The organism is Escherichia sp. E14V7, assembly GCF_004212225.1.
Taxonomy (GTDB): Bacteria; Pseudomonadota; Gammaproteobacteria; order Enterobacterales; family Enterobacteriaceae; genus Escherichia.
This window is the reverse complement of sequence record NZ_RHJJ01000006.1, coordinates 12,357-27,968: the sequence shown is the minus strand read 5'-3', so window position 1 is coordinate 27,968 and position 15,612 is coordinate 12,357. Positions and strand designations below refer to the sequence as shown.

The 15,612-nt window shown below is 51.3% G+C and carries 14 protein-coding genes and 1 pseudogene; 11 read left to right on the top strand and 4 right to left on the bottom strand.

Annotation, left to right across the window (positions count from 1 at the left end):
- Positions 1-340 precede the first annotated feature (340 nt).
- Entirely contained in the window at positions 341-1,990 is a 1,650-nt protein-coding gene (pgi, locus tag D9741_RS07090; protein ID WP_000789986.1) for a glucose-6-phosphate isomerase, read from the bottom strand.
- Between the two features lie 293 nt (positions 1,991-2,283).
- Here pgi and lysC point away from each other — a divergent pair, with 293 nt between their 5' ends.
- Positions 2,284-3,633 (top strand): lysine-sensitive aspartokinase 3, encoded by a 1,350-nt coding sequence (gene lysC, locus D9741_RS07085; protein ID WP_130218602.1) that lies wholly within the window; start codon positions 2,284-2,286, stop codon positions 3,631-3,633.
- A gap of 37 nt (positions 3,634-3,670) precedes the next feature.
- On the opposite strand, the pseudogene D9741_RS07080 reads toward lysC, so the two are convergent.
- Positions 3,671-4,461, bottom strand: a pseudogene (locus D9741_RS07080) (nucleotidyltransferase domain-containing protein).
- 303 nt (positions 4,462-4,764) lie between these two features.
- On the opposite strand from D9741_RS07080, the gene D9741_RS07075 reads away from it, so the two are divergent.
- On the top strand, positions 4,765-5,037 hold the full coding sequence (locus D9741_RS07075) for a DUF3811 domain-containing protein (protein ID WP_001207629.1): 273 nt from the start codon (positions 4,765-4,767) through the stop codon (positions 5,035-5,037).
- Here D9741_RS07075 and rluF read toward each other — a convergent pair whose 3' ends face one another.
- Positions 5,038-5,910, bottom strand: a complete 873-nt coding sequence (gene rluF, locus D9741_RS07070) for a 23S rRNA pseudouridine(2604) synthase RluF (RefSeq protein ID WP_130218604.1) — start codon at positions 5,908-5,910, stop codon at positions 5,038-5,040.
- Between the two features lie 348 nt (positions 5,911-6,258).
- Here rluF and D9741_RS07065 point away from each other — a divergent pair, with 348 nt between their 5' ends.
- From D9741_RS07065 to pepE, 9 genes are all read left to right on the top strand, one after another.
- Positions 6,259-7,206 carry a sugar-binding transcriptional regulator gene (locus tag D9741_RS07065; protein WP_130205763.1) on the top strand — a complete coding sequence of 316 codons (948 nt, stop codon included), beginning with the start codon at positions 6,259-6,261 and terminating at the stop codon, positions 7,204-7,206.
- Between the two features lie 70 nt (positions 7,207-7,276).
- The gene (locus D9741_RS07060; protein WP_130218606.1) at positions 7,277-8,083 is read left to right on the top strand and encodes an SDR family oxidoreductase; all 807 of its coding nucleotides are present in this window, start codon (positions 7,277-7,279) and stop codon (positions 8,081-8,083) included.
- Between the two features lie 9 nt (positions 8,084-8,092).
- Positions 8,093-8,500, top strand: coding sequence for a mannose/fructose/sorbose PTS transporter subunit IIA (locus tag D9741_RS07055; RefSeq protein ID WP_130218608.1), 408 nt, complete (start codon positions 8,093-8,095; stop codon positions 8,498-8,500).
- Positions 8,500-8,994 (top strand): PTS system mannose/fructose/N-acetylgalactosamine-transporter subunit IIB, encoded by a 495-nt coding sequence (locus tag D9741_RS07050; protein ID WP_130205757.1) that lies wholly within the window; start codon positions 8,500-8,502, stop codon positions 8,992-8,994. The genes D9741_RS07055 and D9741_RS07050 overlap by 1 nt, the downstream gene beginning before the upstream one ends.
- Positions 8,995-9,059: 65 nt before the next feature.
- Complete coding sequence (locus tag D9741_RS07045) at positions 9,060-9,857, top strand: PTS mannose/fructose/sorbose transporter subunit IIC (protein ID WP_000406332.1); 798 nt, start codon at positions 9,060-9,062, stop codon at positions 9,855-9,857.
- Positions 9,858-9,867: 10 nt separating this feature from the next.
- Positions 9,868-10,692 (top strand): PTS system mannose/fructose/sorbose family transporter subunit IID, encoded by an 825-nt coding sequence (locus tag D9741_RS07040; protein ID WP_130218610.1) that lies wholly within the window; start codon positions 9,868-9,870, stop codon positions 10,690-10,692.
- A gap of 51 nt (positions 10,693-10,743) precedes the next feature.
- Positions 10,744-11,973: an L-sorbose 1-phosphate reductase gene (gene sorE, locus D9741_RS07035; protein ID WP_130218612.1), complete on the top strand. Its 1,230-nt coding sequence runs from the start codon at positions 10,744-10,746 to the stop codon at positions 11,971-11,973.
- Positions 11,966-12,778 (top strand): shikimate 5-dehydrogenase, encoded by an 813-nt coding sequence (locus D9741_RS07030; RefSeq protein ID WP_130218614.1) that lies wholly within the window; start codon positions 11,966-11,968, stop codon positions 12,776-12,778. Before sorE ends, D9741_RS07030 begins: the two co-directional genes overlap by 8 nt.
- A gap of 305 nt (positions 12,779-13,083) precedes the next feature.
- Complete coding sequence (pepE, locus tag D9741_RS07025) at positions 13,084-13,773, top strand: dipeptidase PepE (protein ID WP_130218616.1); 690 nt, start codon at positions 13,084-13,086, stop codon at positions 13,771-13,773.
- Positions 13,774-13,863: 90 nt separating this feature from the next.
- Here the strand turns inward: pepE and D9741_RS07020 are convergent, their stop codons facing one another.
- Positions 13,864-15,495: a Na/Pi cotransporter family protein gene (locus D9741_RS07020; protein ID WP_130218618.1), complete on the bottom strand. Its 1,632-nt coding sequence runs from the start codon at positions 15,493-15,495 to the stop codon at positions 13,864-13,866.
- Positions 15,496-15,612 lie beyond the last annotated feature (117 nt).

Sequence of the window (15,612 nt, the reverse complement as noted above, 5' to 3'; positions counted from 1 at the left end):
TAACCTATATATAAATAAGATTAAAAATCATGAAGTTAAAATACAACAAAAAGTAATTAATCTGCGTATTTTCCGAAATTATTGCAGGTTAAAAATCTATTTTAGGATTAACCTCACGGTATGATTTTCGTTAAATCTCCGACAAGGGGATTTATCTGATAAAACAATGCCGACTTATAGTCGGCATTGTTATTAAGGTTATTTAATCAATCGTGCTATGTATTAATTGCCGAATACGATGTACATATCGGCATCGACCTGTAGGCCTGATAAGACGCGACCGCGTCGCATCAGGCACTGGTTGCCGGATGCGGCGTGAACGCCTTATCCGGCACGATGATTAACCGCGCCACGCTTTATAGCGGTTAATCAGACCATTGGTTGAGCTATCGTGGCTGCTGATTTCTTTGTCATCTTTCAGCTCTGGCAGAATACGGTTCGCCAGCTGTTTACCCAGCTCAACGCCCCACTGGTCGAAGGTGAAGATGTTCAGGATCACGCCCTGAGTAAAGATTTTGTGCTCATACAGCGCAATCAACGCACCCAGGCTGAACGGAGTGATTTCGCGCAGCAGGATGGAGTTGGTCGGGCGGTTACCTTCGAACACTTTGAACGGCACCACGTAGTCAAGCGTTGCCGGATCTTTACCCTGATCGCGATATTCCTGCTCAACCACTTCGCGGGATTTACCAAACGCCAGCGCTTCGGTCTGAGCGAAGAAGTTAGACAGCAGTTTCTGGTGATGATCAGAGAGCGGGTTATGGGTGATAGCCGGAGCGATGAAATCGCACGGCACCATTTTGGTTCCCTGGTGGATCAGCTGGTAGAACGCATGCTGACCGTTAGTGCCTGGTTCACCCCAGATAATCGGGCCAGTCTGGTAATCCACTACGTTACCGTTACGGTCAACATACTTACCGTTGGACTCCATATTGCCCTGCTGGAAGTACGCCGCGAAACGGTGCATATACTGGTCATATGGCAGAATCGCTTCAGTTTCCGCGCCAAAGAAATTGTTGTACCAGATGCCAATCAGCGCCAGCAGTACAGGCAGGTTTTTCTCGGCAGGCGTGGTGGAGAAATGCTTGTCCATCGCGTGTGCGCCGGAAAGCAGTTCAACGAAGTTATCAAAGCCGATGGAGAGAACAATCGACAGGCCAATCGCTGACCACAAAGAGTAACGGCCGCCAACCCAGTCCCAGAACTCGAACATGTTGGCGGTATCAATACCAAACTCGCCAACGGCTTTGGCATTGGTGGAGAGCGCCGCAAAGTGTTTCGCAACGTGTTTTTCATCACCTGCCGCTTTCAGGAACCAGTCACGCGCGCTATGGGCGTTGGTCATGGTTTCCTGAGTAGTGAAGGTTTTAGATGCTACCAGGAACAGCGTGGTTTCCGGGTTTACTTTTTTCAGCACTTCCGCGATGTGAGTCCCATCAACGTTAGAAACAAAGTGCATGTTCAGGTGGTTTTTGTAAGGGCGCAGCGCTTCAGTCACCATGTACGGACCAAGGTCAGAACCGCCGATCCCAATGTTCACCACGTCGGTGATGGCTTTGCCGGTATAGCCTTTCCACTCACCAGAAATAATCGCTTCCGAGAAGGTTTTCATCTTCTCCAGCACCGCGTTGACTTCCGGCATAACATCTTTGCCATCAACCAGAATCGGCGTATTGCTACGGTTACGCAGCGCTACGTGCAGCACGGCGCGGTTTTCGGTGCGGTTGATCTTCTCACCAGAGAACATCGACTTAATCGCGCCCGCCAGATCGCACTCTTTCGCCAGATCTTGTAATTTCGCCAGCGTTTCTTCGGTGATGCGGTTTTTGGAGTAATCCACCAGCATCTGATCGTCGAAGGTTGCGGAGAACTTAGAAAAACGATCGCCGTCTTTAGCAAAAAGATCGGCGATCGTAACGTCTTTCATTTCATCGAAGTGTTTCTGTAGTGCCTGCCAGGCCGCGGTCTGCGTTGGATTGATGTTTTTCATTAGCAATACTCTTCTGATATTGAGAATTGTGACTGTGGAAGATTGTAGCGCCAGTCACAGAAAAATGTGATGGTTTTAGTGCCGTTAGCTCAGCTAACCACTGAAGAGGATAAAAAGTATAGACGTTATAAGCACAATTTCTGACCACGCCCGCTGCATGAATAATCCGCATAATCCCGGCGTTGACACACTCCCCTACACCTTTTATTTATAAATACGGTCTGCGCCTGCACCGGTTTCTGTTTTGCCTTTGTGCCAAGGTCGCTTCTTTCATTCCCTGACACGAGGTTGTTATGCCCGATATTGTTGTCTCCAAATTTGGTGGTACTAGCGTGGCTGATTTCGACGCCATGAACCGCAGCGCCGACATTGTGCTTTCTGATGTGAATGTGCGTTTAGTTGTGCTTTCTGCTTCTGCGGGCATTACCAATCTGTTGGTTGCACTGGCTGAAGGTCTGGAACCGGTTGAGCGTTTCGAAAAACTCGATGCCATTCGCAATATTCAGTTCGCCATTCTGGAGCGCTTGCGTTACCCGAACGTCATCCGTGAAGAGATTGAACGTTTGCTGGAGAACATTACCGTCCTGGCCGAAGCTGCTGCACTGGCAACCTCTCCAGCGCTAACTGATGAACTGGTCAGCCACGGCGAACTGATGTCTACCCTGCTGTTTGTGGAGATTCTGCGTGAACGCAATGTTCAGGCCCAGTGGTTTGATGTGCGTAAAGTGATGCGCACAAACGATCGCTTTGGCCGCGCGGAGCCAGATATTACTGCGCTGGCGGAACTGTCTGCGCTGCAACTAACCCCACGTCTCAGCGAAGGTTTAGTCATCACCCAGGGCTTTATTGGCAGTGAAAGTAAAGGGCGCACCACAACGCTTGGTCGCGGCGGTAGTGACTACACGGCGGCACTATTGGCAGAAGCGTTAAACGCTGCTCGCGTCGATATCTGGACAGATGTGCCGGGGATTTATACTACCGACCCACGCGTCGTGCCTGATGCCAAACGAATTGATGAAATCGCCTTTGAAGAAGCAGCTGAAATGGCAACCTTTGGTGCCAAAGTACTTCATCCGGCAACCTTACTGCCTGCAGTTCGCAGCGATATCCCGGTGTTTGTCGGTTCAAGCAAAGATCCGCGTGCTGGCGGTACTTTGGTGTGTAATAAAACCGAAAATCCGCCGTTGTTCCGTGCGCTGGCTCTGCGTCGCAAACAAACGCTGTTAACCCTGCATAGCCTGAATATGCTGCATTCTCGCGGCTTCCTCGCGGAGGTTTTCGGCATTCTCGCACGGCATAATATTTCGGTGGATTTAATTACTACGTCAGAAGTGAGCGTGGCGTTAACCCTCGACACTACCGGTTCAACGTCAACTGGCGATACATTGCTGACACAATCGCTGCTGATGGAGCTTTCAGCCCTGTGCCGGGTAGAAGTGGAAGAAGGCCTGGCGCTGGTGGCTCTGATTGGTAACGACCTGTCAAAAGCCTGTGGTGTTGGCAAAGAGGTGTTTGGCGTACTTGAACCGTTCAACATTCGCATGATTTGCTACGGCGCTTCCAGTCATAACCTGTGCTTCCTGGTGCCTGGCGAAGACGCGGAACAGGTGGTGCAGAAACTGCATAGTAATTTGTTTGAGTAAAAACAGTGCGGCCCGGATGATACTTGCCGGGCCGAATTTATTCTCCCATCACTGTCGCCATCAACAACCTATCCAGCTCCCTGGTATCACCATCCCTACTATCCGGTAACACAGGCGGAATTTCCCCACGCGCCAGTTCCGCATGGATAAACGCATGTAGCAATGGACGGCGTGGGCCATATTCCGCTTCACCCGCACGCTGTTTACGCTCCAGCAATTCATCTATTTCTGCGCGTAAGGCCGCATCCAACTCACTTTCCGCCAGCAATTCGGAAAAACGCATTGGCGGTACGCCTTTTCCCGCTTCAACCCAGCGCACGGCCAGCAGCGGACGCAGCACGTAAAAGTATTTTTTCAGTCGAACTTCATCGCCCTGCAAATAGCCGCGGAAGTTTTTCTGCGCCATCGAATAGTAATGCCAACGCGCACGCAGCGGAGAGAAAACCACGTTGGGACCATTGCCTTAAGCGCCGTTATCGTCTCTTCATCTTGCTGATAGACCACCGGTGAATCCAGCCATTCAATTAGCGTCGGGTTCGCACCTTTCAGCAATCCCAGCGCTTTGCGCCATTCCCAACCGGAAACATCAAGTTCGTCGTCGATGGGCAGTTCGATAACATCGCGCGGTGACTCTACCCGCAGATACCATTCCAGCGGATGGACATACAAAAACCGCACATCGTAATCGCTGTCGGGCGAAGCAAATCCCCAGCCGCGACTCCCCGATTCGCAGGCGTATAGTACTTTCACGCCATAGCGACGTTCAATTTCCTTTAACTGCTGCGATACCCGTTCGCGCATCGCAGCACTGACTCCATTTAATGGCATTTGACTCATCCTTTGATATTAACTAACCCGTACCAGACCACTGAAAACAGAGATGTTATCAATGAGATAGCGTTATTGCGAGAAACAGGCCAGAAGTAAAATCACAACTTTAACGCATTGAATAACAAAGAATTAATTAAATTTTATAAGTTAGCGGTCATTTATTTTCGTTAAATTTTTATCTGTATTTATCGCCAATTATCTAAGCAGATAAAAATAAAGAGAAGGCAAATGAATCTTATCAGTTCTGCTTGCAAATAAATTCCCGTACACTGAACTATCCGATTAACAGAGGGCACCATCATGGCACTCCCCCGTATTACTCAAAAAGAGATGACTGAGCGTGAACAGCGCGAACTGAAGACGCTGCTGGATCGCGCGCGTATTGCACATGGTCGCGTGCTGACCAACGCCGAAACCAACAGCATTAAGAAAGAGTACATCGATAAATTAATGGTTGAGCGTGAGGCTGAAGCGAAAAAAGCCCGCCAGTTGAAGAAAAAGCAGGCTTATAAACCGGATCCTGAAGCGTCATTCAGTTGGTCGGCAAATACGTCGACGCGCGGCAAACGCTGATTAACGACCTTTTTTCTTCCGCCCCGGCGAGGCGAAACGCTTGCCGTTTGATGCCGGGCGGCCACCTTTCTCCGCCGTTTTTTCTACCTTCACCACCGGGCGTTTGATGCCTGCCGTTTTCGGTTTGGCCTTCGCTTTGGGCTTCGCCTCGGAAGAGGAATTTTCAATGAGCTTAAAGAGATCGATAAGCTCGTCGTCGGTTAAATCGCGCCATTCTCCCAGTGGAATGCCGCTTAAGCTGACGTTCATAATGCGCGTACGTTCCAGCTTTTTCACTTCGTAGCCAAAGTGCTCGCACATGCGACGGATCTGACGGTTCAGCCCCTGCACTAACGTAATGCGAAAGACAAACGGCGCTTCTTTTTTAACTTTGCACTTTTTGGTCACTGTCCCGAGGATTGGCACCCCCGCACTCATGCCGCGAATAAACTCCTCGGTAATCGGTTTATCGACCGTCACCAGATATTCTTTCTCATGATCGTTACCCGCACGGAGGATCTTATTCACCAGATCGCCGTGGTTGGTGAGGAAAATCAGCCCCTGGGAGTCTTTATCCAGGCGACCAATCGGGAACACGCGTTTGCTGTGGTTAACGAAATCGACAATGTTATCGCGCTCGCCATCTTCGGTGGTGCTGACAATGCCTACGGGCTTGTTCAGGGCGATAAGTACCAAATCTTCGGCTTCCCGAGGCTCAATCAACTGACCGTTTACTTTCACAACGTCGCCGGGTTTCACCTGATCGCCAATGGTGGCACGCTTGCCATTAAGGAACACATTGCCTTGCTCGATATAGCGATCCGCTTCGCGGCGTGAGCAAATTCCGCTTTCGCTGATGTATTTATTTAAACGGACTGATGAGTCGGGCAGCATAAATTCTCCTGTAAAACGCGGAATATACCGTACCTCTTAGCGGGGAAAAACAGGGTTATGCGGCAACGTCGAAATTAAATGTGATCTGCCGCGCCTTTTATCACAAAAGTGTCACCAGAAGCCTGATGCAAATTTGCCTGGCGAAAACCAGGATAATCAACCTATTACGAATCTCTGCACACCTGTGCTGATGACTGCTACGCAGAGAAACAAATGTGCAAGATAAAGCGCCATTTCAGCCCAAACAAAGAGTGAAAAATCGCTTTTAAAGGTCACCATGATGGAGTTATATCAGATCAAGCGGTTAAAAAGCATATTTGCACAAATGTGCAAAATCAGGAGGCGGCGATGGAAAACAGTGACGATATCCGTTTGATTGTGAAGATTGCCCAACTCTATTACGAACAGGACATGACGCAGGCACAAATCGCCCGCGAACTGGGTATTTATCGGACCACCATCAGCCGCTTACTTAAACGGGGCCGCGAACAGGGAATTGTCACCATCGCCATCAACTATGACTACAACGAAAACCTCTGGCTGGAGCAGCAACTGAAGCAAAAGTTTGGTCTGAAAGAAGCTGTGGTGGTATCAGGGCGCGATGAAGAGGAAGACGCTCAGTTGGCGGTAATGGGGTTACACGGCGCGCAATTGTTAGATCGTTTGCTGGAACCTGGTGATATTGTTGGTTTTTCCTGGGGCCGCGCAGTGAGCGCACTGGTTGAAAACTTGCCGCAGGCGGGGCAATCGCGGCAGTTAATTTGCGTGCCGATTATTGGCGGCCCGTCCGGTAAACTCGAAAGCCGCTATCACGTAAACACATTAACCTACAGCGCGGCGGCAAAGCTGAAAGGGGAATCGCAGCTCGCGGATTTTCCAGCTCTGCTGGATAACCCCTTAATTCGTAATGGGATCATGCAGTCTCAGCACTTTAAAACCATCTCAGCCTACTGGGATAATCTGGATGTCGCCCTGGTGGGGATTGGCTCACCGGCTATTCGCGATGGCGCCAACTGGCATGCATTTTATGGCGGCGAAGAGAGTGACGACCTGAATGCCCGTCAGGTTGCCGGTGATATTTGCTCACGCTTTTTTGATATTCACGGCGCAATGGTCGAAACGAATATGAGCGAGAAAACACTCTCTATCGAAATGAATAAACTAAAGCAGGCACGTTATTCCATTGGTATTGCTATAGGTGAAGAGAAATATAGCGGAATTATTGGCGCACTGCGTGGGAAATATATTAATTGTCTGGTAACGAATAGCAACACAGCTGAACTATTACTGAAATAAAAATCTGCCCGACTTTTACCGTAATGAAAAATTACGGCGGGCCTCTATTATCTAAAACCAGGAGTCTGTTATGCCAAATTGGTTAAATTTGCAGGATAAAATCATTATTGTCACCGGTGGCGCATCCGGCATTGGTCTGGCGATTGTGGATGAATTATTAGCACAAGGCGCGAATGTACAGATGGTCGATATTCACGGTGGCGATGGTCAATATGAAAGTCATAAAGGTTATCAGTTCTGGCCGACCGATATTTCCAGCGCCAAAGAGGTAAATCATACGGTAGCGGAAATTATCCAGCGTTTTGGTCGCATCGACGGTCTGGTCAATAACGCCGGGGTCAATTTCCCGCGTCTGCTGGTCGATGAGAAAGCGCCTGCCGGGCAGTATGAACTCAACGAAGCTGCATTCGAAAAAATGGTCAATATCAACCAGAAAGGCGTTTTTCTGATGTCGCAGGCGGTGGCGCGGCAGATGGTAAAACAACACGATGGCGTGATTGTGAATGTTTCCTCGGAAAGCGGTCTGGAAGGCTCAGAAGGCCAAAGCTGTTACGCCGCCACCAAAGCCGCGCTCAATAGCTTCACGCGATCCTGGTCGAAAGAGTTGGGTAAACACGGTATCCGTGTGGTCGGTATCGCGCCGGGGATTCTGGAAAAAACAGGACTGCGCACGCCGGAATATGAAGAGGCGCTGGCGTGGACGCGCAATATCACCGTCGAACAGCTGCGTGAAGGCTATACCAAAAACGCCATTCCTATTGGGCGCGCCGGAAAATTAGCAGAAGTCGCTGATTTTGTTTGTTATCTGCTGTCTGAACGCGCCAGCTACATCACCGGAGTAACCACTAACATTGCGGGCGGAAAAACGCGCGGCTAAGGAGGCTTTATGGTCAATGCCATTTTTTGCGCCCACGGCAAATTAGCCTGCGCCATGCTGGAATCGGTTCAGATGGTGTACGGCGACGCCAATGTTGAGGCAGTTGAATTTGTGCCCGGCGAGAATGCCGGAGACATTGTGGCAAAGCTGGAGAAGTTAGTGAGCATTCACAATCATGACGAGTGGCTAATCGCCGTGGATTTACAGTGCGGTAGCCCGTGGAATGCAGCAGCGACGCTTGCGATGCGCAATCCGCACCTGCGGGTGATAAGCGGCCTTTCCCTGCCACTGGCGCTCGAACTGGTCGATAACCAGGACAGCATGAACGTTGATGAACTGTGTGAACACCTGACGCAAATCGCAAAGCAAACCTGCGTTGTCTGGAAACAACTGGCAACGGCAGAGGAGGATTTCTGATGAACATTACGCTCGCCCGCATTGATGACCGCCTAATCCACGGCCAGGTCACTACCGTCTGGTCGAAAGTGGCTAACGCCCAGCGCATTATTATCTGCAATGACGAGGTGTATAACGATGAAGTTCGCCGGACATTATTGCGTCAGGCCGCCCCGCCGGGAATGAAAGTTAACGTGGTCAATATTGAAAAAGCTGTCGCGGTGTATCACAACCCACAATATCAGGACGAAACCGTATTTTATCTTTTTACCCGACCTCAGGATGCCTTAGCGATGGTTCGCCAGGGAGTAAAAATCGGCACCCTGAATATTGGCGGCATGGCCTGGCGACCCGGTAAAAAACAGTTAACCAAAGCAGTTTCATTAGATGACGATGATATTAACGCATTTCATGAGTTAAATAATCTTGGCGTCACGCTGGATTTACGCGTTGTAGCGTCAGATCCTTCAATCAATATTATCGACAAAATAAAAGAACAGTTAGTCGCAAATTAAATAATAGCGCCTGTGTACATATGCTTTAACAGGCAGGGATGACGACACTTAAAAGGTGACAAATCATGGAAATAAGTACCCTACAAATCATTGCCATATTTCTTTTTTCCTGTATTGCCGGAATGGGCAGCGTGCTGGATGAATTTCAGACTCATCGCCCGTTAATTGCCTGTACGGTGATTGGTTTAATTCTCGGTGATTTAAAAACCGGAATTATGCTCGGTGGTACGCTGGAATTGATAGCTCTCGGCTGGATGAACGTCGGCGCGGCGCAATCTCCGGATTCTGCACTCGCCAGCATAATCTCCGCCATTCTGGTTATCGTTGGTCAGCAAAGCATCGCCACAGGTATCGCCATCGCGTTGCCTGTGGCTGCGGCAGGCCAGGTGCTGACGGTGTTTGCCCGCACCATCACCGTAGTGTTCCAGCACGCGGCGGATAAAGCAGCGGAAGAGGCGCGGTTTCGTACTCTCGATATTCTGCATGTCTCCGCACTTGGCGTGCAGGCACTGCGCGTTGCGATTCCGGCACTGATTGTCTCGCTGTTCGTCAGCGCCGATATGGTGAGCAATATGCTGAGCGCCATTCCCGAATTTGTGACCCGTGGACTGCAGATTGCTGGCGGTTTTATCGTGGTGGTCGGTTACGCCATGGTGCTTCGCATGATGGGCGTGAAATATTTGATGCCTTTCTTTTTCCTCGGTTTCCTCGCAGGTGGCTACCTCGATCTCAGTCTGCTGGCTTTCGGTGGCGTCGGCGTAATCATGGCCCTGCTCTACATCCAGTTAAATCCACAGTGGCGTAAAGCTGAACCACATCCCCAGACCACCACTATCACCGCCCTTGACCAACTTGATGATTAACGGAGCCATCATGGAACAGAGAAAAATTACACGCAGCGATCTGGTGAGCATGTTTCTGCGCTCCAACCTGCAACAGGCGTCCTTCAACTTTGAACGCATTCATGGGCTGGGCTTTTGTTACGACATGATCCCCGCCATCAAGCGACTCTACCCATTAAAAGAGGATCAGGTTGCGGCGCTCAGGCGACACCTGGTGTTCTTCAATACCACGCCAGCCGTATGTGGTCCGGTCATCGGCGTGACCGCCGCCATGGAAGAAGCGCGGGCCAACGGTGCAGAAATTGATGACGGCACCATTAACGGCATCAAAGTTGGCCTGATGGGACCATTGGCAGGGGTTGGCGATCCACTGGTCTGGGGAACGCTGCGCCCGATTACCGCCGCGCTCGGCGCATCTCTGGCACTTTCGGGCAACATTCTCGGCCCGCTGCTGTTCTTCTTTATTTTCAACGCGGTGCGTCTGGCGATGAAGTGGTATGGCCTACAGCTCGGCTTTCGCAAAGGGGTGAATATCGTCAGCGATATGGGCGGGAATGTGCTGCAAAAACTCACCGAAGGCGCATCGATTCTCGGACTGTTTGTGATGGGCGTGCTGGTCACCAAATGGACGTCGATCAACGTGCCGTTGGTGGTTTCACAAACGCCTGCCGCCGATGGCGCCACCGTCACCATGACCGTGCAGAACATTCTCGACCAACTTTGTCCTGGTTTGCTGGCGCTCGGTCTGACGCTGCTGATGGTGCTTCTGCTCAACAAAAAAATTAACCCGGTATGGCTGATTTTCGCCCTGTTTGGTTTAGGGATTATCGGCAATGCGCTGGGCTTCCTGTCCTGATTCTTCGCCCCGGCGCAACCGTCGGGGCCATCGTTCAACACGAGGTGGTTTATGAAAACAACAGCTCTGCGTCTTTATGGTAAACGTGATTTACGCCTGGAAACCTTTGACCTTCCTGAAATGCAGGAGGATGAAATCCTCGCGACGGTGGTCACTGACAGCCTGTGCCTCTCTTCCTGGAAAGAGGCCAATCTGGGTGAAAACCATAAAAAAGTACCCGACGATGTGGCGACCAATCCCATCATCATCGGCCATGAATTTTGCGGCGATATTCTGGCCGTGGGTAAAAAGTGGCAGCACAAATTTCAGCCGGGCCAGCGCTATGTGATTCAGGCCAACCTGCAACTGCCGGAAAGCCCGGACTGCCCCGGTTACTCTTTCCCGTGGGTGGGTGGTGAAGCCACACATGTGGTTATCCCAAATGAGGTTATGGAACAGGATTGCCTGCTGGCATACGACGGCGAAACCTACTTTGAAGGCTCGCTGGTTGAACCGCTTTCCTGCGTGATTGGCGCGTTCAACGCCAACTATCATCTTCAGGAAGGTAGTTATAACCACACGATGGGGATTCGCCCGCAAGGACGCACACTGATCCTCGGCGGCACCGGACCAATGGGACTGTTAGCGATTGATTATGCGCTGCATGGGCCAGTTAACCCGTCGCTGCTCGTCATTACCGATACCGACAACGACAAATTGAGTTATGCGCGCAAGCACTATCCATCAGAACCGCAAACACTGATTCATTATCTCAATGCCGCCGATGCAGCATTTGATACGTTAATGGCACTAAGTGGCGGTCACGGCTTCGATGATATTTTCGTCTTTGTGCCTAATGAAGGACTGGTGACTCTCGCCTCTTCCTTGCTGGCGACAGATGGTTGTCTGAATTTCTTCGCCGGACCGCAGGATAAGCACTTCAGCGCGCCAATTAATTTCTACGATGTGCATTATGCCTTTACTCATTACGTTGGCACGTCGGGCGGCAATACCGATGACATGCGTGCGGCGGTCAAACTGATCGAAGAGAAAAAAGTGCAAGCCGCAAAAGTGGTAACACATATTCTTGGGCTGAATGCTGCGGGCGAAACCACGCTTGAATTGCCTGCCGTCGGCGGCGGCAAAAAACTGGTGTATACCGGGAAAGACCTGCCGCTGACGTCACTCACGCAGATTCAGGATCAAGCACTGGCGGCGATTCTGGCGCGTCATCAGGGGATCTGGTCCGGTGAGGCGGAGCAATATCTGCTCACTCATGCAGAGGCAATTAGCCATGATTAATCGCGATACTCAACTGTGCATGTCGCTGGCCGGTCGCCCCGGCAACTTCGGCACGCGTTTTCACAATTATCTGTATGAAAAGCTGGGGCTGAATTTCATCTACAAAGCGTTCACCACCCAGGATATTGAGGCGGCGGTGAAAGGCGTTCGCGCATTAGGTATTCGCGGCTGTGCCGTGTCGATGCCGTTTAAAGAAAGCTGTATGCCCTTTCTCGATGCGATCGATCCGTCAGCGAAAGTCATTGATTCAGTGAATACCATCGTGAATGACGACGGCAGGCTGACCGGGTTTAACACCGACTACATCGCGGTGAAAAACCTGATTATTCACCACCAGCTCAATAGCGCCGCACGCGTGATGATTCGCGGCAGTGGCGGCATGGGTAAAGCGGTCATTGCCGCCTTTCGCGACGCGGGGTTTACCGATGTCATCATCGCCGCCCGCAACCACGAGAGCGGCCCGGCGCTGGCGAAGCAGTATGGCTTCCAGTGGCAACCGCAGCCAGAAGGAATCGACTGCGACATTCTGGTTAACGTTACCCCTGTCGGCATGAGCGGTGGTAAAGAGAGCCATGAGCTGGCCTTCAGCGAAGCGATGATCTCTACGGCAAGCGTCGTTTTTGACGTCGTGGCATTACCGCCGGAAACGCCGCTCATTTGCCTGGCGCAACGGCTTGATAAGCAGACGATCAGCGGCGCAGAGGTGATTGCTTTACAGGCCGTCGAGCAGTTCGCGATGTATACCGGTGTGCGACCTGATGCGCGGCTGATTACTGAAGCGGCACAATTTGCACGAGAAGGATAAGAAACATCAGCGCCTTAAGGGGCGCTCAGATTGGTGGCAAAGTGCACGTTGTTCATGCCGGATGCGGCGCGAACGCCTTATTCGGCCTACAAAATCGCGAAAATTCAAGACATTGCAATTAGCTTGTAGGCCTGATAAGCGTAGCGCATCAGGCAATGCTGTGTTTGTCATCAGGCTCAGCGCCTTGTTTGCTAACTATCCTCAGAACGCCAGGTTCAATGCGCGACATCGTGAGCCATGTCAGTAAGCGGTTAAAATCACAGTGGTAGCATGCCTCCCGTGATTTCTTACTAACCGGAGAAGTAATGGAACTGCTTTTATTGAGTAACTCGACGCTGCCGGGTAAAGCCTGGCTGGAACATGCACTGCCGTTGATTGCTGAACAGTTGCAAGGTCGCCGTTCAGCGGTGTTTATTCCTTTCGCTGGCGTAACGCAAACCTGGGATGATTATACGGCCAAAACGGCTGCGGTCCTTGCCCCACTTGGCGTTTCTGTCACCGGTATTCATAGCGTGGCCGATCCTGTTGCCGCGATTGAAAATGCTGAGATCGTAATTGTCGGCGGCGGCAACACTTTCCAGTTGCTGAAAGAATGCCGCGTACGCGGGCTTTTGGTACCCATTGCCGACGTAGTAAAACGTGGCGCGCTGTATATCGGCTGGAGTGCAGGCGCTAACCTTGCTTGCCCAACTATCCGCACCACCAACGATATGCCGATTGTCGATCCGCAAGGTTTCGATGCGCTGAATCTGTTCCCGCTGCAAATCAACCCGCACTTCACCAACGCGCTGCCGGAAGGCCATAAAGGGGAAACGCGCGAGCAGCGTATTCGCGAACTGCTGGTCGTCGCGCCAGAACTGACCATTATTGGCCTGCCGGAAGGTAACTGGATCACAGTAAGTAAAGATCACGCTACGCTGGGCGGCCCGAATACCACTTATGTATTTAAAGCTGGTGAGGAAGCGGTGCCGCTGGAAGCGGGTCACCGTTTTTAAGTGAATTGCCGGATGCATGATCCGGCATCTTGTTCATAGTGCCTGATGCGACGCTTGACGCGTCTTATCAGGCCTACAGGATTCACAATATTAATACTCGTCCCGTCCTTCATCTTCATCCGGCTGTTCCAGCACACTGTAAGCCACCGAACAAAACAGCGAGTTCAGGCGCTGCATATCTCCCAGTAAGCCTAAATGTAGCGAACTGGTTTCAATGCTCTGCACGTTTTGCTGATGCAGGCGATCGACGTGAGCATGGGAATAACGGCGATTAAGAATGCGAAAGCGATGCTTACTACGGCGCAAACGACGAGCGCTGGTGACATCGCCAGAGAAGAACACCGACATTGCCAGCTTTAAATTACTGAGCAATTGCTCATAGAGCGCATCCAGTTCCTTCAACCCATCAAGCGAAAATGCCCGCCGTGCTGCCAGTGATTTGTCAGCGATTTCGCTGCCCATGCGCTCGACGATATCGGAAGCCTGCTCCAGGTTGAGAGCCATTTCGATAATCTCCGCCCAGCGGCGCGACTCTTCTTCTGCCAGCTCTTCTTTTGGCATCCGCGCCAAATAAAGTTTAATCGCGGTGTAGAGGACGTTGATATCATCCGCCAGCTTGCGCAACTCCTTCTCTTCACGCGGTTCACCGTGCATCACTTTATTCAGCCCTTCCATCATCTGTTCCATCGCGTCACCGATGCGCAGTGTTTCACGGGCGGCATTCGCCAGAGCAAGAGTCGGAGTATCCAGCGCACTAACATCCAGATGTTTTGGTTTCAGATGGGCATCCAACTCAGGTTCATCGCGAATAATCGTTTTGCAAAATCGCGCCATTGGATCGACAAACGGCAGCATGACCAGGCAACGAACGAGGTTGTAGAAGACGTGGAAATAGATAACCAGTTCCGCTTTTGGCAAAGGCAGTTTATCCATTGATTCAGCCAGAACATGGACAAATGGCAGGATAATCAAGCTCCCCACCAACTTAAACAACAAACTACCCATCGCAACACGGCGAGCGGCGGCATTGGCGGCACTGTTGTTGAGCATCGCCAGCAGGCCGGAACCGAGGTTGGCTCCGATTACCAGACAGAGCGCCACCGGGAAGGAGATAATGCCTGCGGCGGTCAGAGTCGCGGTCAGCAGTACAGCGGCAAGGCTGGAGTAACTGATAATGGCGAACATCGCGCCAATCAGCGCATCCAGCAGAATATCGCCAGTCAACGAAGCAAAGATCACCTGAACGCCGTTTGCCTGGGTGATCGGCGTTACGGCCTGCACAATCAACTCCAGCGCCAGCAAAATCAGCCCAAGACCAATACCGACGCGGCCCAGTTGCCCGGCGCGTGACTGTTTGCGTCCGAGGAAAAAAATCACGCCAATAAAAATGAGCAGCGGTGACAACCAGGATAAATCGAAGGTGAGGACCCGCGCCATTAGCGCCGTCCCGACATCAGCCCCCAGCACAATCACCAGCGCGGGTGCGAGAGCAACCAGATCCTGAGCGACAAACGAAGTCACCAGCATGGTGGTGGCATTACTGCTCTGTACCAGTGCGGTAACGCCGATCCCCGCGCAAAAGGCGAGCGGCTTCTTTTCGACGCTTCGGCTAAGAACTGTACGCAGTCGTGCACCGAAGACGCGCATTACGCCCGTTCGGACAATATGCGTCCCCCAGACCAACAGGGCGACGGCAGAAAGCAGGTGAAGCAAAGTTAGCACGGAATCAGGTTCTCCTTTTTGTTATGCATTTTCCTGTTAAGATTTTTCTAATCACGTTGTTTTTATCCAGGCATTTCTCTTGTATGTACTTTCAGTATAAGAGATTTATACAAGAAA

Coding starts and splice junctions, on each gene's coding strand:
- pgi (WP_000789986.1), bottom strand. CDS start 1,990: ATGAAAAACATCAATCCAACGCAGACCGCGGCCTGGCAGGCACTACAG.
- lysC (WP_130218602.1), top strand. CDS start 2,284: ATGCCCGATATTGTTGTCTCCAAATTTGGTGGTACTAGCGTGGCTGAT.
- D9741_RS07075 (WP_001207629.1), top strand. CDS start 4,765: ATGGCACTCCCCCGTATTACTCAAAAAGAGATGACTGAGCGTGAACAG.
- rluF (WP_130218604.1), bottom strand. CDS start 5,910: ATGCTGCCCGACTCATCAGTCCGTTTAAATAAATACATCAGCGAAAGC.
- D9741_RS07065 (WP_130205763.1), top strand. CDS start 6,259: ATGGAAAACAGTGACGATATCCGTTTGATTGTGAAGATTGCCCAACTC.
- D9741_RS07060 (WP_130218606.1), top strand. CDS start 7,277: ATGCCAAATTGGTTAAATTTGCAGGATAAAATCATTATTGTCACCGGT.
- D9741_RS07055 (WP_130218608.1), top strand. CDS start 8,093: ATGGTCAATGCCATTTTTTGCGCCCACGGCAAATTAGCCTGCGCCATG.
- D9741_RS07050 (WP_130205757.1), top strand. CDS start 8,500: ATGAACATTACGCTCGCCCGCATTGATGACCGCCTAATCCACGGCCAG.
- D9741_RS07045 (WP_000406332.1), top strand. CDS start 9,060: ATGGAAATAAGTACCCTACAAATCATTGCCATATTTCTTTTTTCCTGT.
- D9741_RS07040 (WP_130218610.1), top strand. CDS start 9,868: ATGGAACAGAGAAAAATTACACGCAGCGATCTGGTGAGCATGTTTCTG.
- sorE (WP_130218612.1), top strand. CDS start 10,744: ATGAAAACAACAGCTCTGCGTCTTTATGGTAAACGTGATTTACGCCTG.
- D9741_RS07030 (WP_130218614.1), top strand. CDS start 11,966: ATGATTAATCGCGATACTCAACTGTGCATGTCGCTGGCCGGTCGCCCC.
- pepE (WP_130218616.1), top strand. CDS start 13,084: ATGGAACTGCTTTTATTGAGTAACTCGACGCTGCCGGGTAAAGCCTGG.